This window comes from Teichococcus aestuarii (assembly GCF_042651065.1).
GTDB lineage: Bacteria > Pseudomonadota > Alphaproteobacteria > Acetobacterales > Acetobacteraceae > Pseudoroseomonas > Pseudoroseomonas aestuarii.
Genome location: NZ_JBHSCH010000075.1, coordinates 1 through 19,652, shown reverse-complemented (window position 1 = coordinate 19,652; position 19,652 = coordinate 1). Strand labels below are relative to the sequence as shown.

The window sequence follows — 19,652 nt, the reverse complement described above, 5'->3', positions numbered from 1 at the left end:
GCCGCAGCCGGTGCAGCTCGCCGAGGGCGGGCTGCGCCTCGGCCTGCCGCGCGGCGCGGCGGCGCTGCTGCTGGCGCTGCGCGTGCCGCCGGCATCGGTCAGCACCAGCACGCCCTCCAGCGGGCCGGCCGGCAGCGGCGCCGCGCCGCGCGGCAGGCCGAGGCGCAGCCCGCCCTCGGCGAGCTGCACCGGCTGCGGCGCGGCATGGTCCAGCACGCCCCATTCGCCGGGGAAGAAATGCGCCTCCTTCACCAGGGCGGGGGAAAGGTCCGGCCCCTCCAGCCGCAGCGCGCCCTGCGGGCCCTCGAAGCCCAGCGCCGTGTTCCAGGGGGAGGGGCGGGGCAGGGCGGCCTCGGCGGCGCGGAAATCGGCGGCCAGGGCGGGGTCGGGGCGCGGCGCGGCCTCCACCGGCAGGTCGAGGCGGAACACGCCCTCCTCCGGGATGCACACCTTCTCGCAGACCAGCCAGCTCGCCTGCGCCTCGATGGTGAAGACATCGCCCGGCCGCAGCGTGGCGGGCGGCGTCACCGTCAGCGGCAGCAGCACCGCGTTCTCGTAGCCGTAGTTCACCAGCGGGCCGAAGGGGATGCGCTCCGGCGCCGGCCATTCGAAGCCGGTGGCGCTGGCGCCCTCGGGCAGGGTGAAGGCGATCTCGGGCGGCGTGCCGGCATCGCCCGGGTTGCGCCAGTAGGTGTGCCAGCCCGGCGCCAGCACCTGCCTCAGCCCGAGGCGGAAGGGCTGGCCCGGCGCCACCGCGTCCAGCGAGGAGGCCAGGGTCATGCGCGCGCGCTCGGAGCGCGTGGGCGTGCTCTCCAGCGCCCGGACCTCCGGCGCCAGGGCGGGCAGGGCCAGGGAGAGCAGGGCCAGCAACGGGGGCAGGGCGCGCAACATGAAGGGAATGAAACCTTTTCGCGGTGCCGAAGGAAAGGGCGTCGCGGTAACGAAACGTGTCGCGCCGCGCCGCTCAGCCCTCGCGCGGCTGCATATAGGCCTCCACCTCCGCCCCTGTCAGGGCGCCGGCCGCGAAGGCGAAGCTGCCCTGGTCGCGGATCTCCAGCGCCGCGCGGTGCAGCGCGCCGAGCGCCGTGCGGGCCAGCGAGCCGCCGAGGCTGATGCGCCGCACCCCCGCCGCGGCCAGCTCCGCCACGGTGAAGGGGCGGCCCACCAGCCCCATCACCACATTCACCGGGAAGCCTTCCAGCGCCTCGCAGACGGCGCGGATCTGCGCCAGTTCGCGCAGGCCGGGGGCATAGAGCACCTCCGCCCCGGCGGCGGCGAAGGCCTGCAGCCGGGCGATGGTGTCGTCCAGATCCGGGCGGCCGTGCAGGAAGTTCTCCGCCCGCGCCGTCAGCACGAAGGGCAGGGCGCGCGCCACCTCGGCGGCGGCGGCGATGCGCTCGACCGCGTGGCGGAATTCATAGATCGGCTCCGCCGGGTCGCCGGTGGCGTCCTCGATCGCGCCGCCCGCCAGCCCGGCCTCCGCCGCCGCCCGCAGGGTGCGGGCGCAATCGTCCGGGGCGTGGCCGAAGCCGTTCTCCAGGTCGGCCGAGACCGGCAAGGTGGTGGCCGCGACGATGGCGCGGGCATTGGCCAGCGTCTCCGCCAGCCCTGCCGCGCCATCCCGCCGGCCGAGAGAGAAGGCCAGGCCGGCGCTGGTGGTCGCCAGGGCCGGAAAGCCGAGGCCGGCCAGCAGCCGGGCGCTGCCGGCATCCCACGGGTTGGGCATGACGAAGGCGCCGGGTTGCGCGTGCAGCGCGCGGAAGCGGGCGACCTTGTCCTCGCGGGTGGGGTGCATGGGGCCGTTCCTCCGGTGAGGTGGTTATTGTTCTGGTAATGTTCCATCGGCGTCAAGCGGGGAAAGCCAAGGTGCCTGCTCGCCTCCATGGTGAGGCCCGAACTGGCCGCCACCCGCCGCCTTGCGCTACAGGCAGGGCATGGATGCCCTGCCCGAGCTGCCCGTCTCCGAAGCCCTGCCGCGTTTGCTGGATGCGCTGCGCGCGGGCCCGAACGCCGTGCTGGTGGCCCCGCCCGGCGCCGGCAAGACCACGCTGGTGCCCCTGGCGCTCCGCCACGAGCCCTGGGCGAACGGACAGAAAATCGTGGTGCTGGAGCCGCGCCGCGTCGCCGCCCGCGCCGCCGCGCGCCGCATGGCGGAGCTGCTGGGCGAGCCGCTGGGGCAGACGGTGGGCCTCGCCACGCGGCTGGAGCGCGCCGTCTCCGCCGCCACCCGCATCGAGGTGGTGACGGAAGGGCTGCTGGTGCGCCGGCTGCAGACCGACCCCGGCCTGGAAGGCACGGCGGCGGTGCTGTTCGACGAGGCGCATGAGCGCAACCTCGACACCGACCTGGCGCTGGCCCTCTGCCTCGACCTGCAGCGCGGGCTGCGGCCGGAGCTGCGGCTGCTGGCCATGTCCGCCACCATCGAGGCCGAGGGGTTTTCCCGGCTGCTCGGCGGCGCGCCGGTCATCGAGAGCCTGGGGCGGGCCTACCCCGTGGTGGTGCATCACCGCCCGCGCGACCTGAAGGAGCCACGCGACCTGCCCGAGGCGATGGCTGCCGCCATCCGCGCCGCCCTGGTGGAGCATCCGGGCGACGTGCTGGCCTTCCTGCCCGGCTGGGGCGAGATCCGCCGCACCGCCGAGCGGCTGGGCGGCGTGAAGGCCGAGGTGCTGCCGCTGCATGGCGAGTTGCCCCCCACCGAGCAGGACCGCGCCCTCAACCCCTCGCCGAACCGCAAGGTGGTGCTGGCCACCTCCATCGCCGAGACCTCGCTGACCGTGCCGGGGGTGCGGATCGTGGTGGATGGCGGCTTCCGCCGCGCGCCGCGCCTCGACCCGGCCACCGGCCTGGCGCGGCTGGCCACGCTGCGCATCTCCCGCGCCGCCGCCGAGCAGCGCGCGGGCCGCGCGGGGCGCACCGAGCCGGGCGTCGCCATCCGCCTCTGGACGGAGGCCCTGCACCGTGGCCTGCCGCAATCCGACCGGCCGGAGATCCTGGAGAGCGAGTTGTCCGGCCTGGCGCTGGACTGCGCCGCCTGGGGCAGCGATCCGGCGGAGATGGCCTTCCTCGACCCGCCGCCGGCCGGCATGCTCGCCGCCGCCCGCGCCCTGCTGCGCGACCTCGATGCGCTGGACGGGCAGGGGCGCATCACCGCCATGGGCCGGCGCATGGCCCGTCTCGGCACCCACCCCCGCCTTGCCCGCATGATGGCCGAGGCGGCGGACGAGGCGGAGGCGGCGCTGGCCGCCGAGCTCGCCGCCCTGCTGGAGGAGCGCGACCCGATCCGCGGCCGCGAGGCGCCCTCCGACATCCAGCTGCGGCTCGACCTGCTGCACGGCGCCGACGACCCGAACGCCGACCGCGCCGCGCTGGGCCGCATCCGCCGCACGATCACGCTGCACCGGCGGCGCCTCGGCGTGCCGGGCGGCACGGAGGCGGCGGGCGATGCCGGGCTGCTGCTGGCCGCTGGCTTCCCCGACCGAATCGCGGCGAAGCGTGGCAGCATGGATGGCGCCTTCCGCCTCGCCGGGCTTTCGGGCGCCGGCTCCGCCGGGGGCCAGGGCGCCCGGCTGCCGGCGACCGACCGGCTGGGCAAGGCGCCGCTGCTGGCGGTGGCCGACCTGGAGCTGGCCGGCACCGAGGCGCGCATCCGCATGGCCGCGCCGCTGACCCGCGAGGCCCTGGAGCAGAAATTCCCGGAGCGGCTGGTGCGGGAGGAGGGCGCCGCCTTCGACGCCCGCGCCGGCGCGGTGGTGGCGCGGCGCCGCCTGCGCCTCGGCCCGCTGGTGCTGGAGGAGAGCACCCTGCCGCATGCCGACCCGGCGGCGCTGGCTGCGGCGCTGGCCGAGGCCGCCGCCGCCCGCGCCTTCCGCGACCTCGACTGGACCGAGGCCGCCCGCCAGACCCGCGCCCGCATCGGCCTGATGCACGGGCTGGAGCCGGCGGAGTGGCCGGATGTCTCGGACGCCGCGCTCGCCGCCACGGCAGGCGAATGGCTCGCCCCCTGGCTCTCCGGCCTGACGCGGCTGACCCAGCTCAAGGCGCTGGACGCGGTGGCGATGCTGCGCGCCCTGCTGCCGCATGCCCGGCAAAAGGCGCTGGATGCCGCGCTGCCGCCGCGCCTCGCCTTGCCGAATGGCCGCGCCGCCCCCATCGACTATACGGGAGAGGTGCCGCGGCTGGAGGCGCGGGCGCAATGGCTGTTCGGTCTGTCCACATTGCCGCCGCTGGCCGGCGGGCGAATCCCGTTGCAGGTGGCGCTGCTCTCGCCCGCCGGGCGCCCGGTCGCCGTCACGGCCGACCTGCCGGGGTTCTGGCGCGGCGCCTGGGCGGATGTGCGCAAGGACATGCGCGGCCGCTACCCCCGCCACGACTGGCCGGAGAACCCGGCGCAGGACCCGGCGCGCCCCGGCTGAGCAGCCCCATTGGGCGCAACACCGCGTTCGGCTTATTTTGCCTCCGCCACTCCTGCCCTGATGCCAATCTGCCCTGACGCCAACCCGCCCTGACGCCAACCCGCCCTGACGCCAACCCGCCCTGACGCCAACCCGCCCTGACGCCAACCTGCCCTGGGCGCCGCCGGCCCGCCCCCGACCGGCCCGCCGATGAAGGAATGAACACCCCGATGCCTGTCGCCCCCCGCCGCTCCCTCCTTCTCGCCTTCGCCGGCCTCGCGGTGCTGCCGGCCTGCGGGCTGGCGCCCTCCGCCGCCCTGGCGCAGCGTGGCACGGTGCCGGACTTCGCCGACCTCGCCGAGCAGGTGCTGCCGGCCGTGGTGAACATCGCGGTGCTCTCCGAGCAGACCACCACGCAGATCCCCCCCGAGCTGCGCGGCACGCCCTTCGAGCGCTACTTCCGCGAGCGGCGCGGCCGCCAGCAGGTGCAGGGCGCGGGCTCGGGCTTCGTCATCGACCCGGCGGGCTATGTCGTCACCAACAACCACGTGGTGGGCAACGCGGCGCGGGTGGTGGTCTCGCTGCAGGACGGCACGGAACTGCCGGCGCGCGTCGTCGGCACCGACGAGCTGACCGACCTCGCCCTGCTTCGCGTCGAGCCGCGCGCGGCGCTGGCCGCGGTGCCCTGGGGCAATTCGGGCGCCATGCGGGTGGGGCAGTGGGTGCTGGCGGCGGGCAACCCCTTCGGCCTGGGCGGCACCGTCACCTCCGGCATCGTCTCGGCGCGCGGGCGCGAGATCGGCGCCGGGCCGTTCGACGACTTCATCCAGACCGACGCCGCCATCAATCCCGGCAATTCCGGCGGCCCGCTGTTCAACGCGGCGGGCGAGGTCATCGGCATCAACACCGCCATCTACTCGCCCTCCGGCGCCTCGGCCGGCATCGGCTTCGCCACGCCCTCGGACCTGGCGCGCGGCGTCATCGAGCAGCTGCGGCGGGATGGCCGGGTGGAGCGCGGCTGGCTCGGCGTGGCGGTGCAGGACATCGGCGAGGAGAGCACCCCGGGCGGCCGCAACCGCGGCGTGCAGATCCAGAGCGTCGAGCGCGGCAGCCCCGCCGCCCGCGCCGGGCTGCGCCAGGGCGACATCGTGACGGCGCTGAACGGCGAGCGGGTGGAGACCTCCCGCGCGCTGATTCGCGGCGTGGCCGGCACGCCGCCGGGCCAGACCATCCGCATGACCTTGCAGCGCGAGGGGCGCCAGCGGGAGATGGCGGTGCAGGTGGGCCGCCGCCCCGGCGGGGCGGGCTGAGGGCAGAGGGGCCGCTGCTCAAACGGAGGTGATTCCCGGCGGCCGAAGCTTGCCGGGATGACATGCGGGAAGAGCTTACCGCCGCGCTATAGTTCCGAGATCGGAACATATAGGCCGCGGAGGCAGCCCTGATGCCCTTGCCAGATTCTTCGCCCGCGCTTCCTCCGCCGCCGCAGGGGGAGATCACCGCCCTGACCGGATTGCGCGGCGTGGCCGCCCTGGCGGTCACCGCCTACCATTTCTATGCCACCCTCGACCCCGGCCTGACCGACCCGCTGCACATGGCGGTGCGGCGGGGCTACCTGATGGTCGACCTGTTCTTCGTGCTCAGCGGCCTGGTGATGGCCATGACCTATGCGCAAGGCTTCCTGGCGGCGCCCGGCCTCGCCGGCTGGAAGGACTTCATGCTGCGCCGCGCCGCCCGCATCCTGCCGCTCTACTGGGCGGTGCTGGCGGGCAGCCTGCTGGTGGCCTGGGCCGCCTATGGCCAGCTCAGCCCGCCGCGCGGCGGCTTCACCGTCAACGTGCCGGACCCGCTGCCGGACATCCTGCTGAACCTGCTGCTGGTGCAGTCCTGGTCGCTGACCCACAGCGCGCTGGTGCCGGCCTGGTCGATCAGCACGGAATGGGCGGCCTATCTGCTGTTCCCGCTGCTGGTGCGGCTGCTGCTGCGGCCGGGCTGGAGGATGGCGCTGCTGGGCCTCGCGCTGGCGGTGGCGATGCTGGCCGCCGCCATCTGGATCACCGCGCATGACGGGCTGCAGCATGGCGGCCCGCTCGATGCCTCCTCGGGCGAGGTGCCGGGGCCGCTGCTGCGCTGCCTGGCGGGCTTCATGCTCGGGATGCTGGGCTTCCGGCTGGCGGGCCATCCGGGCATCGCCTGGCTGGGGAGCGATGGCGCCGCCCTGCTGCTGGGCGGGCTGCTGGCCGTGCTGTGGCTGTTCGGCCCGTCGGACGCGCTGATCTATCCGCTGCTGCCCGCCGTGGTGCTGTGCCTGGCGCTCAACCGCGGCCATGCGGCGGCGCTGTTCTCCTGGGCGCCGCTGCACCGTCTGGGCGTGCTCTCCTACGCCATCTACCTGCTGCACTACCAGTTCGCCGGCGCGCTGCACTGGCTGGAGCAGGCGCTGGGGGCGCGGCTGCCGGCGGGGCTCGGGCCGGTGCTGGCGGCGGCCGTGATCTTTGGGCTGCTGCTGGGCACGGCCTGGCTGGCGCACCGCCTGGTGGAGCTGCCGGGCCGCCGCCTGATACGCGGCCTGCTGCGGCATCGTGCCGCCGTGGGACCGGGTGGGCTGCCGGCCTGAGAGGCCAGGGGAAGGGTGCCGGCCCAAGGGGCCAGGGGAAGGGTGCCGGCCCAAGGGGCCAGGGAAAGGGTGCCGGCCCAAGGGGCCGGGGGAAGGGTGCCGGCCCAAGGGGCCGGGGCGTGCCGCGCATGGCTGGCCCGTCCCTGGCCGTGCGAGAAGGGCTTGGTCTGCGAGTTGCGAATGATTATGGATAACTGATCATCCGCTCCCGCTGGAAGGGCCTCCTGTTGACGTTTCTCCGCCAGTTCCGCGCCCCGGCGCTGCCGGGCAGCGCCGCTGCCCGTGCCGAGCCCATCCCCGGCCTCGGCCGGTGAGCGGCGCCACCCTGGCCGTGGCGGGGGCCGCCGCCGGCTACCGCGCCCTGGTGCTGCGCCGCGTGGCGCTGCTGGCGCTGCTGACGGTGTTGCTGATCGCCTCGCTGCTGCTCGACGTCGCCACCGGCCCCTCCCGCCTCGGCCTGGCCGATGTGGCGCGGGTGCTGCTGAACCCGGCGGCCGCCAGCGGCCCCGTCTCGGTCATCGTCTGGGATGTGCGGCTGCCCTATGCGGTGATGGCGGTGCTGGTCGGCGCCGCGCTCGCCCTGGCGGGGGCGGAGATGCAGACGGTGCTGAACAACCCGCTGGCCAGCCCCTTCACGCTGGGCGTCTCCTCCGCCGCCTCGCTCGGCGCGGCGCTGGCCATCGTGCTCGGCGTCGGCCTGCCCTGGGTGCCGCAGGAATGGCTGCTCTCGGGCAATGCCTTCCTCTTCGCCTTCCTCTCCGTGCTGCTGCTGCGCAGCCTCTCCCGCCTGCGCGGGGCGGGGGTGGAGGCGCTGGTGCTGTTCGGCATCGCGCTGGTCTTCGCCTTCAACGCGGCGGTGGCGCTGCTGCAGTTCGTCGCCACCGAGCAGGCGCTGCAGCAGCTGGTGTTCTGGTCGATGGGCAGCCTGGCGCGCGCCACCTGGCCCAAGATCGGCATCCTGGCGCTGGCGCTGGCCGTCGCCATCCCCTTCACCGCCCGCGCCGCCTGGAAGCTCACCGCGCTGCGGCTGGGCGAGGAGCGGGCGCTCTCCTTCGGCATCGACGCCAACCGGCTGCGGGATGGCGCGCTGCTGCGCGTCAGCCTGCTCTCGGCGGTCTCGGTCGCCTTCGTCGGCACCATCGGCTTCATCGGGCTGGTCGGGCCGCACGCTGCGCGGCTGATGGTGGGGGAGGACCACCGCTTCTTCCTGCCCGCCGCGGCGCTGTGCGGCGCGCTGCTGCTCTCGCTCTCCTCGGTGGCCAGCAAGATGCTGGTGCCGGGGCTGATGGTGCCGGTCGGCATCGTCACCGCGCTGGTCGGCGTGCCGGTGTTCGTCGCGCTGGTCTTCACCCGGGGGCGGCGGTCGTGAGGCTGGAGGTCGAGCGGCTCACCCTCGGCTATGGCCGCCGCACCATCCTGGCGGAGGCGAGCCTGGAGCCGCTGCCGGGCGGCGCCATCACCGCGCTGATCGGGCCGAACGGCGCCGGCAAGTCCACCCTGCTGCGGGGCCTGGCCGGGCTGCTGCCGGCGCGCGGCTCGGTGCGGCTCGATGGGGAGGAGATGGCCGGGCAGTCGCTGGAGCGGCGGGCGCGGTCCATCGCCTACATGCCGCAGAGCCTGCCGCAGGGCGTGGCGCTGACGGTGATGGAGGCGCTGGTGGGCGCGCTGAAGGCCAGCCCCACCGCCGAGGGCATGCCCTCCGCCCGCGCCGCCGCCGAGCGCGCCCTGGCGCTGCTGGAGCGGCTCGGCATCGCCGAGCTGGCGCTGGTGGGGCTGGACCGGCTCTCGGGCGGGCAGCGGCAGCTCGCTGGCCTGGCCCAGGCGCTGGTGCGCCGCCCGCGCGTGCTGCTGCTGGACGAGCCGACCAGCGCGCTCGACCTGCGCCACCAGCTCGGCGTGATGCGGCTGGTGCGGGAGCTGACGCTGCAGCACGGGCTGGTGACGGTGCTGGTGGTGCACGACCTGGCGCTCGCCGCCCGCTTCGCCGACCGGGTGGTGATGATCGGCGAGGGCCGCGTGCGCGCCCAGGGCACGCCGGAGGAGACCCTGACGCCGGCGATGCTGGCCGAGGTCTATGGCGTCTCCGCCCGGGTGGAGCGCTGCTCGCACGGCCACCTCCAGGTGCTGGCCGACGCGCCGCTCTGAGCCCCGCCGGCGGAGGGCGGGCCGCTGCCGCCCCTATTCCTCGCTGCGGCCGATGCTGAGGCGGTCGATGCGCCAGCCGCGGCGTTCCAGCACGCGCAGCGTGTAGCGGCCCAGCGTGATCTCGGTGCCCACCGACGGGATCCCCCGCGCGCGGGCGATGGCGAGGCCGCCGGCGGTGCTGGCCTCGTCCTCCGGCAGGTCCCAGTCCAGCGCGTGGTTGATCTCGCGCAGGCGGGCGTCGCCGCGCACCTCGACGATGCCGTCCGCGTCGTTGTCGGCGATGATCGCCTCGCCGCGCTGGGCGATCTGCCCGACCACCACCTCGACGATGTCCTCCAGCGTCACCAGACCGCGGATGGTGCCGTACTCGTCCACCACCAGCGCCATCTTCGGCGTCATGGCGCGGAAGGCGTGCAGCTGCTCGCGCAGCGGGCGCATCTCCGGCACGAAGCTGGCGGGGGCGGCGAAGCGCTTCAGCTCCGGCGCGCCGCCCTCCTTGCGGGCGGCGGCCAGCGCGTGCAGCGCGGCGCGGGCGTCGACGATGCCCAGCACCTCCTCGCCGCGCCGGCGCCAGAGCGGCATGCGGCTGTGCGGCGCGGCCAGCAGCCGCTCCAGCACCGCCTCGGGCGGCGCGTCGGCGTCGAGCGCCTGGATGCGGGCGCGGTGGGTCATCACGTCGCCCACCGTCAGGTCGTCCAGCGCCAGCACGCCGCGCAGCATGCGGCGCTCCTCCTGCGCCGCCGCCTCCGCGTCGCCGCGCTCATCGGTGCCGTGCAGCTCGATGGCGCCGAGCAGCTCCTCCTCGCCGCGCCGCGCCTGCACCTGCGAGATGCCGAACAGGCGGAACACGTGGCTGAGCAGCCAGTTCACCGCGCCGCCGAGCGGCCCCAGCAGGCGCATCACGCCGCCCAGCAGCGGCGCCGCCGCCAGCGCCGTGGCGTCCGGCCGCTGCAGCGCATAGGTCTTGGGCAGCACCTCGGCGAAGATGACCAGCACCACCGTCATCGCCAGCGAGGCATAGACCACCCCCTCCTCGCCGAACCAGGCGATCAGCAGGCTGGAGGCCAGGGCGGTGGCGGTGGTGTTGACGAAATTGTTGCCCACCAGCAGCGCGGCCAGGAAGCGGTCCTTGCGCTCCTGCAGCCGGGCCAGGGTGGTGGCGCGGCGGTCGCCTTCCTTCACGCGGCGGGTGATGAAGGCCCGGCTCGCGGCGGTGATGGCGGTCTCGCTCCCCGAGAACAGGGCCGAGAGAACCAGCAATGCCAGAATCGCTCCCAGCATCGCCCAACTTGCCACGTCCATCGCTTCCTGGCGTCCTTTCCGCAGGGTGGAGCCCTGCACCTGCCAGAGCGCGGGGGCTGGATGCAAGCACCGATGGCGCGGGGCACGGATGGCCATGGCGCAGGGAGGGGTGGCGCAGGCACGGAGATCGCGGCTGCCCTGCCGCGCCTGCTCTGGCGTGGCGGAGCGGGCCGGGGCATGTTGACCGGCCCGGCGCGCCATGATGGGGCCCCCCGCTTCCGCGGGGCCGGCGCGCCGCGACAAGGAGCGCAGCACCATGCGAATTCTGCTGGTGGAAGATGATGCCGAGGTGGGCCGCTTCGTGAGGAAGGGGTTGCAGGAGGCCGGGCACACGGTCGAGCACACCACCAACGGGCGGGACGGCCTGTTCATGGCGGCGGGCGAGAGCTTCGACCTGCTGGTGCTGGACCGGATGCTGCCGGGCGGCGTCGATGGCGTGCGCCTAGTGGAGACGCTGCGTGGCCAGGGCAACCACACGCCCGTGCTGTTCCTCTCGGCCATGTCCGGGGTGGATGAGCGGGTGAAGGGGCTGAAGGCGGGCGGCGACGACTACCTGGTGAAGCCCTTCGCCTTCGCCGAGCTGCTGGCCCGCGTCGAGGCGCTGGGCCGCCGCCCGGCGGTCGACGCGCCGGCCACGCGGCTGAAGGTGGCCGACCTGGAGCTCGACCTGCTCTCCCGCACCGTGACGCGGGCGGGCAAGAAGATCGACATCCAGCCGCGCGAGTTCCGCCTGCTGGAGCACCTGATGCGCCATGCCGGGCAGGTGGTGACCCGCACCATGCTGCTGGAGAAGGTGTGGGACTACCATTTCGACCCGCAGACCAACGTGATCGACGTGCATGTCTCCCGCCTGCGGCAGAAGCTGGACAAGGGGCAGGACAGGCCGCTGATCCACACGGTGCGCAACGCCGGCTACATGATCCGCGCCGAGCCGTGAGCGCCACGCCGTGCCGTGACCGCGCCCGGCCATGACGGGCGCCTGATGCCCCACACCCGCCGCCGGCAGCAGCATCCGGGGCCGCTCTGGCGGCTGCTCTCCTCGGCCGGCTTCCGCTTCGCGCTGCTGTTCGCGGTGGTGTTCCTGGCGGCGGGGCTGGCCTTCGCCGGCGTGCTCTGGTGGGGCACCGCCGGCACGCTGGAGCGGCAGACCGATTCCGCCATCCGCGCCGACGCCATGGCGCTGGCCGAGCGCGGCCGCGACTCCGGCCTGGCCGTGCTGGCCGAGGCGGTGGAGGAGCGGCTGGCGCTCGATGCCGAGGGCCTCTCCATCTACCTGCTGTTCGACCCCGCCGGGCGGCGCCTGGCGGGCAACCTCGCCGCGCTGCCGCCGCCGCGCCCGGGCGAGAGCTCCTGGTACCGCCTCAGCGTCGACCATGACGATTCCGGCCCCGGCGAGGCGCGGCTGCTGGTGCTGGACCTGCCGGATGGCAGCAAGCTGGCGGTGGGCCGCGAGGTGAGCGAGAAGCAGCGCCTGCGCGACCTGCTGACCGAGGGCCTGGCCTGGGCGGCGGGGGCGGCGCTGTTCTTCGCCCTGCTCGGCGCGCTGCTGATGCGGCGGGCGCTGGAGCGGCGGCTGACGCCGGCCACCACCACCGCCGCGCTGATCGCCGGCGGCGACCTCTCGCAGCGCGTGCCGATCTCGCTGCATGACGACGAGTTCGACCGGCTGGGCGCCAGCATGAACGCCATGCTCGACCGCATCGCCCACCTGATGGACGGGGTGCGCGGCGTCTCGGACGCCATCGCGCACGATCTGCGCACGCCCATCGCCCGTGCCCGCAACGGGCTGGAGGAGGCGCTGCTGGAGGAATCGGACGACCCGGCGGTGCTGCGCGGCGCCATCGAGCGCGGCATCGCCGACCTCGACAACGTCACCCGCGTGTTCCAGGCCGTGCTGCGAATCGCCGAGGTGGAGGCGGGCGCCCGCCGCGCCGCCTTCGCGCCGCTCGACCTCTCCCTGCTGCTGGCCGACGCCGCCGAGCTCTACGGCGCCTCGGCCGAGGCGCGCGGCCAGACGCTGAACACCGATTGGCCGGCGAGCCTGCCCCTGGTGGGCGACCGCGACCTGCTGCTGCAGGTGGTGGCCAACCTGCTGGACAATGCGGTGAAGTTCACCGTCCCGGGCGGCAACATCACGCTCTCCGCGCAGCGCGAGTCCGAGTGGGTGCTGGTGCGGGTGGCCGATGAGGGCCCCGGCCTCTCGGCGCAGGACCGCGGCCGGGTGGGGGAGCGGTTCTTCCGCGCCGATTCGGCGCGCACCACGCCCGGCTCGGGGCTCGGCCTCTCGCTGGTGCGGGCGGTGGTGCAGCTGCATGGCGGGGCGCTGTGGTTCGAGGATGCCGGCGGGCCGCCGCAGCGGCCGGGGCTGGCCGTGCTGTTCCAGCTTCCCGCCAGCCCCCTTTCCGCCAATGCCCTTTCCGCCAATGCCCTTTCCGCTGGCGCCCTCTCCTCTGGCGCATGACCCATGCTTCATGCCGCGCCCATCGCCGGGCAGGGGGGACGCTCCCAGATTGGCGGCCATGTTCCTCCGCCTTCCCTGCCTGCTGGCCATGCTGCTCTCCGCCATGCCGGCCGCCGGCGCCGAGCTGCGGCTGCTCTCGCCGGGGCTGGCCTACTGCGATGAACTGGCCGCCCGCTTCTCGCGCCTGCCAAGAACCCGCCAGGACGCCGCGCGCGGCCTCGCCCTGGAAGGGAGGCGGCTGTGCGAGGCAGGGCATGTCCGCACCGGCGTGGCCAAGCTGCGCCGGGCGCTGCGCGCGGCCCAAGACCTTTCGCCAATGCCCAAGCCGTCCCATCCCTGAGCGCGCGGCCCCTGGCCGGCCGGCCCGGGCGCCATGATCCGCACGGCCCTGGCGGGGGCGGGCGCGCTCTGTGCCGGCATAGGGCTGGCGCGCTTCGCCTATGTGCCGCTGTTTCCCGCCATGGTGGCGGCGGGCTGGGTGGAGGGCGGCGAGGCCGGGCTGCTCGGCGCCTGCAACCTCACCGGCTATCTCGCGGGGGCGCTGGGCGGGCGGGCGCTGGGGCGGCGCCTCGGCGTGCCGGCGGCGCTGGATGCCGGCATGGCGCTGGTGGTGCTCTCCTTCCTGGCCTGCGCGCTGCACGGGCCGGGCCTGGGCTGGCTGCTCTGGCTGGCGCTGTGGCGCGGTCTGGCGGGGCTGGCGGGGGGCATCCTGATGTCGCTGGCCGGACCGGCGGTGCAGGCGGTGCTGCCGCCCGCGCGGCGCTCGGCCGCCACCGGCATGGTGGTGGCGGGCATCGGCGCGGGGGTGGTGCTGGGGGCGCTGGCGGTGCCGGCGCTGGTGCCGGGCGGGCTGCCGCTGGCCTGGGTGGGGCTGGGGCTGCTCTCGCTGCTGGTCTGGCTCGGGCTGCGGCGCCACTGGCCGGCGCCGCCCGCCGCCGAGACCATGCGCCTGCCCACCGGCCAGGCGGTGCCGCGCGCCGGCGCGCTGCTGCTGGCCTACCTGCTCTCGGCCACCGGCATGGTGCCGCCGATGGTCTATCTCGCCGATCTCGGCGTGCGCGGGCGCGGGCTGGAGGCGGCGGCCACGGCGCTGCTCTGGGTGCTGTTCGGGCTGGGCGCCGCGGCGGGCACGCTGCTGGGCGGGCGGCTCGCCGGCCGCATCGGCGGGCGGCGGACGCTGACGCTGTGGATGGCGGCGCAGGTGGCGGCGCTCGGCCTCGGCCTGCTGCCCGGCGCCGGCGCGGCGCTGCTGGCGGCGGCCCTGATCGGCTTCGCCGGGGTCGGCGCCAGCGCCGTGGCCCTGGCGGCGGCGCGCGAGATCGGCGGCCCCGCCGCCGGCATCCTCTGGGCGCGGGCCACGGTGATCTACGCCCTGGCCCAGGCGGTGACCGGCTTCGCCCTGGCCGCGCTGTTCCACGCCACGGGGGACAGCCACGCGGCGGTGTTCGGCGCTGGGCTGCTGGCCTCGGCGGCGGCGTTGGCGGTGGCCTGGGCAGGGCAGCGCCTCGCCTGATCGTGCGGGGCAGGGCGCTTCCCGGCCGGGCGCCCGCCGCCCAATCTCTCGCCATGGCAGATCCGTTCGACCTTGACCGCTTCGTCCAGGCGCAGGCGCCGGTCATCGACCAAGTGCGGCGCGAGCTGGCGGCGGGCCAGAAGCGCAGCCACTGGATGTGGTTCGTCTTTCCACAGCTACGCGGCCTCGGCCATAGCGGCATGGCGCAGCGCTACGGCATCGCCTCGCTGGCGGAGGCGCGGGCCTATCTGGCCCATCCCGTGCTCGGCTCCCGGCTGCGGGACTGCGCGGCGCTGATGAACGCCGTGCCGGGCCGCTCGGCGCACGACATCCTGGGCAGCCCGGACGACATGAAGTTCCAGTCCAGCATGACGCTGTTCGCGCAGGCGGCGCCGGCGGAGCCCGCCTTCGCCGCCGCGCTGGACCGGTTCTATGGCGGCGCCCGCGACGCGCGCACCCTGGCCGCGCTCCCCCCGGAAAACTGACAGAAAGAAGATGGGGGTCCGGGGGAATTCCTTCCCCCGGCCTTCCCTGTCACGCGAACATCGGCCGCACATCCCGGAGCGGCTGCCACGCCGGCTTGCCATCCTTGTCCACCAGCACCGAGCGCACGCCTTCGGCGAAATCCGGGTGCCGGGTGACGCTGCGGGTCAGCACCAGCTCCTGCTCCAGACAGCCGGGCAGGTCGAGACTGGCGCCGCGCTCCAGCAGCTCCAGCGTCACCGCCACGCTGGTCGGCGAGACGCGGGCGAGGATGGCCTGCTGCTCGCGCGCCCAGTCCGTGGCTTCGGCCTGCAGCGCCGCCTCGATGCCGGCGCGGTCCGCATGGCCGAAGCAGCGCTCGATGGCCGGGCGGAGCCCAGCGATGCGCCCCTCCGGCACGGCCTCGGCGAAGCGTTCCACCGCCGCGGCGTCGCCGCTCTCCAGCAGGGCGGCGCGGAGCGCAGCCAGCTTCTCGCGCGGCACGAAATGGGTGGCGAGCCCGGCCTCCACCGCCTCGGCGCCCTTCAGCCGGGCGCCGGTGAGGGCGATCCAGCGCCCCATCGCGCCGCTGGGCGAGCCGGGCAGGCGCGGCAGCACGTAGCTGGTGCCGACATCGGGGAAGAGCGCGATGGCCGTCTCCGGCATGGCCAGCAGGGCGTGCTCGGTGACGATGCGGTGGCTGCCATGCACCGAGACGCCGAGCCCGCCGCCCATGCACACGCCGTCGATCAGGCTGACCCAGGGACGCGGGAAGGTGGCGATGCCGGCATTCACCGCGTATTCGCGGGTGAAGAAGGCCTCCACCGCCTCGAAGCGGCCGTCCAGCACGTCCTGCCGCACCTGGCGGACATCGCCGCCGGCGCAGAAGGCACGGTCGCCGGCGCCTTCCAGCAGCACCATCCGCACCTCCGGCGCGTCCCGCCATTCGGCGAGGGCGGCGGCGAAGCCGTCGATCATGGCGAGGTCCAGCGCGTTCAGGGCGCGGGGGCGGTTCATGGTGAGGTGGCCCACGGCGCCCTCCCGCCGGATGATCAGGCTGGCTTCGGCTTGGGTCATCGACGATCCTCCGTTCGGTTGTGCGGCGCAGGGTCGCGGCATGGCGCGCGGTTGACAACCCGCCCGCCGGCGGGAATGCAGCGCCGTAGGCACGAAGCACGGGGGATGAACAGGATGGCGGAGCCGCTGGTCCGCTTCGAGGGCGTGCGCAAGGCCTATGGCGCGGCGGCCTCCGGCTATGCCGTGCAGCGGCTGGACCTGGAGGTGGAGAAGGGCGAGCTGCTCACCCTGCTCGGCCCCTCCGGCTCCGGCAAGACGACGACGCTGATGCTGCTGGCCGGCTTCGAGATGCCGAGCGAGGGGCGCATCCTGCTCGGCGGGCGGGACATCGCGCGGCTGCCGCCGCACAGGCGGGGCATCGGCGTGGTGTTCCAGTCCTACGCGCTGTTCCCGCACATGAGCGTGGCGGAGAACGTGGCCTTCCCGCTGGAGGTGCGCGGCGTGCCCAAGGCCGCGCGCGCCGAGCGGGTGCGGAAGGCGCTGGCCATGGTGCGGTTGGAGAGCTTCGGCGAACGGCGGCCCACCCAGCTCTCGGGCGGGCAGCAGCAGCGCGTCGCGCTGGCCCGCGCCATGGTGTTCGAGCCGCCCATCGTGCTGCTGGACGAGCCGCTGGGCGCGCTGGACAAGGCGCTGCGCGAGGAGATGCAGTACGAGATCCGCGCCCTGCACCAGCGCCTGGGCCTGACCATGATGTACGTGACGCACGACCAGCAGGAGGCGCTCACCCTCTCGGACCGCATCGCCGTGTTCGAGGGCGGGCGCATCCGCCAGCTCGCCGCGCCGCGCCGCCTCTACGAGCAGCCGGAGAACGCCTTCGTCGCCGGCTTCGTGGGCGAGAACAACCGGCTGCCCGGCGTGGTGCGGAGCGCACCCGAGGGGGAGGGGCGGGACCGCGCCATCCGGGTGATGCTCGACAGCGGCACCGAGGTGCTGGCGCGTCCCGTGGATGCCGGCGCGCCCGGCAGCCGCTGCCTCGTCGCGGTGCGGCCGGAGCGGGTGGCGGTGGCCGCCATCCTCGCCTCCGAGATGGGGGAGGACGCGCTTTCCGCCCGGCTGGTCGAGGTGATCTTCCAGGGCGACCATGTGCGGCTGCGCCTGAGCCTGGGCGATGGCGCCGAGGTGGTGGCCAAGCGCCCCGTGGGGGCGGGGATGCTGCCGGAGCCGGGCACGCTGGTCTCGGTGGCGTGGGATCCGGCGCACGCCCACGCCTTCGCCGCGGAAGGCTGAGAGGCGCGGCGGAGGCCTTTGCCCTTCAACCCCTTCGCGTCCTGGCCTAGGCTGCGCGGCGGGAGAGCCGGCGGTCCCGGCCAGGGGAGCAAGACGATGCTGCGGAGAGGTTTCGGCGCCATGCTGGCGCTGGGTGTTGGCCTGCTGGGCACGGGTCTTTCGGGCGGCGCCGCGCAGGCGCAGGGGCGGGACCTGACCATCGTCTCCTGGGGTGGCGCCTACCAGGACGCGCAGCGCGAGGTGTTCTTCCGCCCCTGGCAGCAGCAGGGCAATGCCCGCCTGCTGGAGGAGACCTGGGATGGCGGCGTCGGCGTGCTGCGCGCCAAGATCCAGTCCGGCGCCAACAACTGGGACCTGGTGCAGGTGGAGAGCGAGGAGCTGCTGCTCGGCTGCGAGGAGGGGCTGTTCGAGAAGATGGACTACGCCGCCATCGGCGGGCGGGAGCACTACATCCCCGAGGCCGTCAGCGAGTGCGGCGTCGGCAACATCCTCTATTCCTTCGTGCTGGCCTATGACCGCGCGCGCATGGCCAATGGCCCGCGCAGCTGGGCCGACTTCTTCGACACGGCGAAGTTCCCCGGCAAGCGCGGCCTGCGCCGCGGCCCGAAGGTGACGCTGGAGATCGCGCTGCTGGCCGATGGCGTGGCCCCGGGCGAGGTCTACAAGCTGCTCGGCACCAGCGCCGGCGTGGACCGCGCCTTCCGCAAGCTCGACACGCTGAAGCAGGACATCATCTGGTGGGAGCGCGGCAGCCAGCCGCCGCAGCTGCTGGCCAGCGGCGAAGTCGCCATGACCAACGCCTACAATGGCCGCATCAGCGCCGCCAACCAGAATGACGGGCGCAATTTCGGCATCGCCTGGTCCGGCAACGTCTTCACCCTCGATTCCTGGGTGATCATGAAGGGCAGCCCGAACAAGGCGGCGGCGCTCGACTTCCTGAAGTTCGTCGGCCAGCCCAATGTCCAGGCCGGGCTGCCGCCGCGCATCCCCTATGGCGTGACGGCCAAGGGCGCCAACGCCAACCTCGCCCCCGCCGTGCTGGCCAACCTGCCCACCGCGCCAGAGAATGCCGAGGGCGCGCTGCAGCTGAACGACCAGTTCTGGCTCGACAACCTCGACAAGCTGAACCAGCGCTTCAACAACTGGGTCTCGCGCTGACTTGGCCCAAGGGACGAATGCGCCGCTGAAAGCGCGGCTGGCGGCGGCGGCGCTGGTGGCGCCGCTGCTGCTGTTCCTGCTTGGCGTCTTCGTGCTGCCGATCGGCGCCTTCCTGTTCCGCGCGGTGCAGGAGGGCGAGGTGGCGCCGGTGCTGCCGCGCACCCTGGCCGCGCTCTCGGCCTGGGACGGCACGGCGCCGCCGGGCGAGCCCGCCTTCGCCGCGCTGGTCGAGGACCTGCGGGAAGCGCGGGCGCGCGACCAGCAGGCGGGCGGCGGCGGCATCGCCCGCGCCGCGGCGCGGCTGAACGCCGACCTGCCCGGCTTCCGCTCCCTGCTGCCGATGACCGCCCGGCGCGTGGCCCAGCCCTTCGAGGGCGGGGCGCGCGCGGCGGTGCTGGCGATCAGCGAGGAGTGGGGCGGCATCGCCCCCTGGGGCGCCATCCGCCGCGCCGGCGGCCCGGTCTCGGACTTCAACCTGCTGGCGGTGCTCGACCTGAAGCGGGACGCCACCGGCAGCCTCGCCACCGCGCCGCCGGACGAGGCGATCTTCCGCGCCATCCTCTGGCGCACCCTGTGGATGGGGCTGCTGGCCACGCTCATCTGCCTCGGCGTCGGCTACCCGCTGGCCTGGCTGATCGCCACCGCGCCGCCGCGCGCTGTGCCCTGGCTGATGGCCGGCGTGCTGCTGCCCTTCTGGACCAGCCTGATCGTCCGCACCGCCGCCTGGATGGTGCTGCTGCAACGCGAGGGGGTGGTGAACGCCGCCCTCGGCGCGCTGCAGCTGACCTCCGGGCCGCTGCCGCTGCTGTTCAACCGCGGCGCCGTGCTGCTGGCCATGGTGCACATCCTGCTGCCCTTCATGGTGCTGCCCATCTATGCCAGCCTGAAGTCGCTGGACTGGCGGCTGCCGCGCGCCGCCGTCTCGCTCGGCGCCGCGCCGGCGCTGGCCTTCTGGCGGGTGACGCTGCCGCTCTCCCTGCCAGGGGTGGGGGCGGGGTGCCTGCTGGTGTTCATCCAGGCGCTGGGCTTCTACGTCACGCCCGCTTTGCTCGGCGGCGCCAACGACCAGATGCTGCCCTATTTCGTCGCCTTCTACGCCTCCCGCACGGTCAACTGGGGGATGGCGGCGGCGCTCTCCTGCCTGATCCTGGCGGCGGTGGCGGTGATCCTGGCGGTGTATGGCCGGCTCGTCGGCTTCTCGCGGATGCGTGCGGCATGAGCGCCGGCCCCGCCACGCCGCGCATCCCCGCGCGCATCGCCGGCCGCGAGGCCCCGGCCGCGCCCGTGCCGCCCGCCGCG

Annotated in this window: 17 protein-coding genes; 13 read left to right on the top strand and 4 right to left on the bottom strand. The window is 74.7% G+C overall.

What is annotated here, in order from left to right; translation table 11 throughout:
• Both ACFOY6_RS20665 and ACFOY6_RS20660 read right to left on the bottom strand, forming a co-directional pair.
• Nucleotides 1–891, bottom strand: an 891-nt coding sequence (locus tag ACFOY6_RS20665; protein ID WP_379652121.1) for a protein-disulfide reductase DsbD domain-containing protein, incomplete at its 3' end; no start/stop codon positions are given.
• Between the two features lie 73 nt (nt 892–964).
• Nucleotides 965–1,795, bottom strand: a complete 831-nt coding sequence (locus ACFOY6_RS20660) for an isocitrate lyase/PEP mutase family protein (RefSeq protein ID WP_379652120.1) — start codon at nt 1,793–1,795, stop codon at nt 965–967.
• Between the two features lie 139 nt (nt 1,796–1,934).
• Here ACFOY6_RS20660 and hrpB point away from each other — a divergent pair, with 139 nt between their 5' ends.
• The 5 genes from hrpB to ACFOY6_RS20635 all read left to right on the top strand — a co-directional run bounded on the left by hrpB (nt 1,935) and on the right by ACFOY6_RS20635 (nt 9,153).
• Complete coding sequence (gene hrpB, locus ACFOY6_RS20655) at nt 1,935–4,415, top strand: ATP-dependent helicase HrpB (protein ID WP_379652119.1); 2,481 nt, start codon at nt 1,935–1,937, stop codon at nt 4,413–4,415.
• A 209-nt stretch (nt 4,416–4,624) separates the two neighbouring features.
• Entirely contained in the window at nt 4,625–5,704 is a 1,080-nt protein-coding gene (locus ACFOY6_RS20650; RefSeq protein ID WP_379652118.1) for a S1C family serine protease, read from the top strand.
• A 131-nt stretch (nt 5,705–5,835) separates the two neighbouring features.
• Nucleotides 5,836–7,008 carry an acyltransferase family protein gene (locus ACFOY6_RS20645; RefSeq protein ID WP_379652117.1) on the top strand — a complete coding sequence of 391 codons (1,173 nt, stop codon included), beginning with the start codon at nt 5,836–5,838 and terminating at the stop codon, nt 7,006–7,008.
• A 310-nt stretch (nt 7,009–7,318) separates the two neighbouring features.
• Complete coding sequence (locus tag ACFOY6_RS20640; RefSeq protein ID WP_379652116.1) at nt 7,319–8,377, top strand: FecCD family ABC transporter permease; 1,059 nt, start codon at nt 7,319–7,321, stop codon at nt 8,375–8,377.
• A complete protein-coding gene (locus tag ACFOY6_RS20635) occupies nt 8,374–9,153 on the top strand; it encodes an ABC transporter ATP-binding protein (protein WP_109516603.1) in 780 nt (259 codons plus the stop codon). The genes ACFOY6_RS20640 and ACFOY6_RS20635 overlap by 4 nt, the downstream gene beginning before the upstream one ends.
• A gap of 33 nt (nt 9,154–9,186) precedes the next feature.
• Here the strand turns inward: ACFOY6_RS20635 and ACFOY6_RS20630 are convergent, their stop codons facing one another.
• Nucleotides 9,187–10,455 carry an HlyC/CorC family transporter gene (locus ACFOY6_RS20630; protein WP_109516604.1) on the bottom strand — a complete coding sequence of 423 codons (1,269 nt, stop codon included), beginning with the start codon at nt 10,453–10,455 and terminating at the stop codon, nt 9,187–9,189.
• A gap of 256 nt (nt 10,456–10,711) precedes the next feature.
• On the opposite strand from ACFOY6_RS20630, the gene ACFOY6_RS20625 reads away from it, so the two are divergent.
• The 5 genes from ACFOY6_RS20625 to ACFOY6_RS20605 are packed head-to-tail and all read left to right on the top strand — an operon-like array spanning nt 10,712 to nt 14,914.
• Nucleotides 10,712–11,392 carry a response regulator transcription factor gene (locus tag ACFOY6_RS20625; RefSeq protein WP_109516732.1) on the top strand — a complete coding sequence of 227 codons (681 nt, stop codon included), beginning with the start codon at nt 10,712–10,714 and terminating at the stop codon, nt 11,390–11,392.
• A 45-nt stretch (nt 11,393–11,437) separates the two neighbouring features.
• Nucleotides 11,438–12,916 (top strand): sensor histidine kinase, encoded by a 1,479-nt coding sequence (locus ACFOY6_RS20620; protein ID WP_379652115.1) that lies wholly within the window; start codon nt 11,438–11,440, stop codon nt 12,914–12,916.
• A 58-nt stretch (nt 12,917–12,974) separates the two neighbouring features.
• Nucleotides 12,975–13,256, top strand: coding sequence for a hypothetical protein (locus ACFOY6_RS20615; protein WP_109516606.1), 282 nt, complete (start codon nt 12,975–12,977; stop codon nt 13,254–13,256).
• 33 nt (nt 13,257–13,289) lie between these two features.
• Nucleotides 13,290–14,429, top strand: a complete 1,140-nt coding sequence (locus ACFOY6_RS20610; protein ID WP_379652114.1) for a YbfB/YjiJ family MFS transporter — start codon at nt 13,290–13,292, stop codon at nt 14,427–14,429.
• Between the two features lie 53 nt (nt 14,430–14,482).
• Nucleotides 14,483–14,914 carry a DUF1810 domain-containing protein gene (locus ACFOY6_RS20605; protein WP_379652113.1) on the top strand — a complete coding sequence of 144 codons (432 nt, stop codon included), beginning with the start codon at nt 14,483–14,485 and terminating at the stop codon, nt 14,912–14,914.
• Between the two features lie 49 nt (nt 14,915–14,963).
• On the opposite strand, the gene ACFOY6_RS20600 is transcribed toward ACFOY6_RS20605, so the two are convergent.
• Nucleotides 14,964–15,968 carry an enoyl-CoA hydratase/isomerase family protein gene (locus ACFOY6_RS20600; RefSeq protein WP_379652112.1) on the bottom strand — a complete coding sequence of 335 codons (1,005 nt, stop codon included), beginning with the start codon at nt 15,966–15,968 and terminating at the stop codon, nt 14,964–14,966.
• A 114-nt stretch (nt 15,969–16,082) separates the two neighbouring features.
• On the opposite strand from ACFOY6_RS20600, the gene ACFOY6_RS20595 reads away from it, so the two are divergent.
• The 3 genes from ACFOY6_RS20595 (at nt 16,083) to ACFOY6_RS20585 (ending at nt 19,572) form a co-directional block, all read left to right on the top strand.
• Entirely contained in the window at nt 16,083–17,195 is a 1,113-nt protein-coding gene (locus tag ACFOY6_RS20595) for an ABC transporter ATP-binding protein (RefSeq protein ID WP_379652111.1), read from the top strand.
• A gap of 96 nt (nt 17,196–17,291) precedes the next feature.
• On the top strand, nt 17,292–18,353 hold the full coding sequence (locus ACFOY6_RS20590) for an ABC transporter substrate-binding protein (protein WP_379635438.1): 1,062 nt from the start codon (nt 17,292–17,294) through the stop codon (nt 18,351–18,353).
• Between the two features lies 1 nt (nt 18,354).
• Complete coding sequence (locus tag ACFOY6_RS20585; RefSeq protein ID WP_379652110.1) at nt 18,355–19,572, top strand: ABC transporter permease; 1,218 nt, start codon at nt 18,355–18,357, stop codon at nt 19,570–19,572.
• Nucleotides 19,573–19,652 lie beyond the last annotated feature (80 nt).

Coding starts and splice junctions, on each gene's coding strand:
- ACFOY6_RS20630 (WP_109516604.1), bottom strand. CDS start 10,455: ATGGACGTGGCAAGTTGGGCGATGCTGGGAGCGATTCTGGCATTGCTG.
- ACFOY6_RS20660 (WP_379652120.1), bottom strand. CDS start 1,795: ATGCACCCCACCCGCGAGGACAAGGTCGCCCGCTTCCGCGCGCTGCAC.
- ACFOY6_RS20610 (WP_379652114.1), top strand. CDS start 13,290: ATGATCCGCACGGCCCTGGCGGGGGCGGGCGCGCTCTGTGCCGGCATA.
- ACFOY6_RS20590 (WP_379635438.1), top strand. CDS start 17,292: ATGCTGCGGAGAGGTTTCGGCGCCATGCTGGCGCTGGGTGTTGGCCTG.
- ACFOY6_RS20615 (WP_109516606.1), top strand. CDS start 12,975: ATGTTCCTCCGCCTTCCCTGCCTGCTGGCCATGCTGCTCTCCGCCATG.
- ACFOY6_RS20600 (WP_379652112.1), bottom strand. CDS start 15,968: ATGACCCAAGCCGAAGCCAGCCTGATCATCCGGCGGGAGGGCGCCGTG.
- ACFOY6_RS20605 (WP_379652113.1), top strand. CDS start 14,483: ATGGCAGATCCGTTCGACCTTGACCGCTTCGTCCAGGCGCAGGCGCCG.
- ACFOY6_RS20650 (WP_379652118.1), top strand. CDS start 4,625: ATGCCTGTCGCCCCCCGCCGCTCCCTCCTTCTCGCCTTCGCCGGCCTC.
- ACFOY6_RS20595 (WP_379652111.1), top strand. CDS start 16,083: ATGGCGGAGCCGCTGGTCCGCTTCGAGGGCGTGCGCAAGGCCTATGGC.
- hrpB (WP_379652119.1), top strand. CDS start 1,935: ATGGATGCCCTGCCCGAGCTGCCCGTCTCCGAAGCCCTGCCGCGTTTG.
- ACFOY6_RS20620 (WP_379652115.1), top strand. CDS start 11,438: ATGCCCCACACCCGCCGCCGGCAGCAGCATCCGGGGCCGCTCTGGCGG.
- ACFOY6_RS20625 (WP_109516732.1), top strand. CDS start 10,712: ATGCGAATTCTGCTGGTGGAAGATGATGCCGAGGTGGGCCGCTTCGTG.
- ACFOY6_RS20645 (WP_379652117.1), top strand. CDS start 5,836: ATGCCCTTGCCAGATTCTTCGCCCGCGCTTCCTCCGCCGCCGCAGGGG.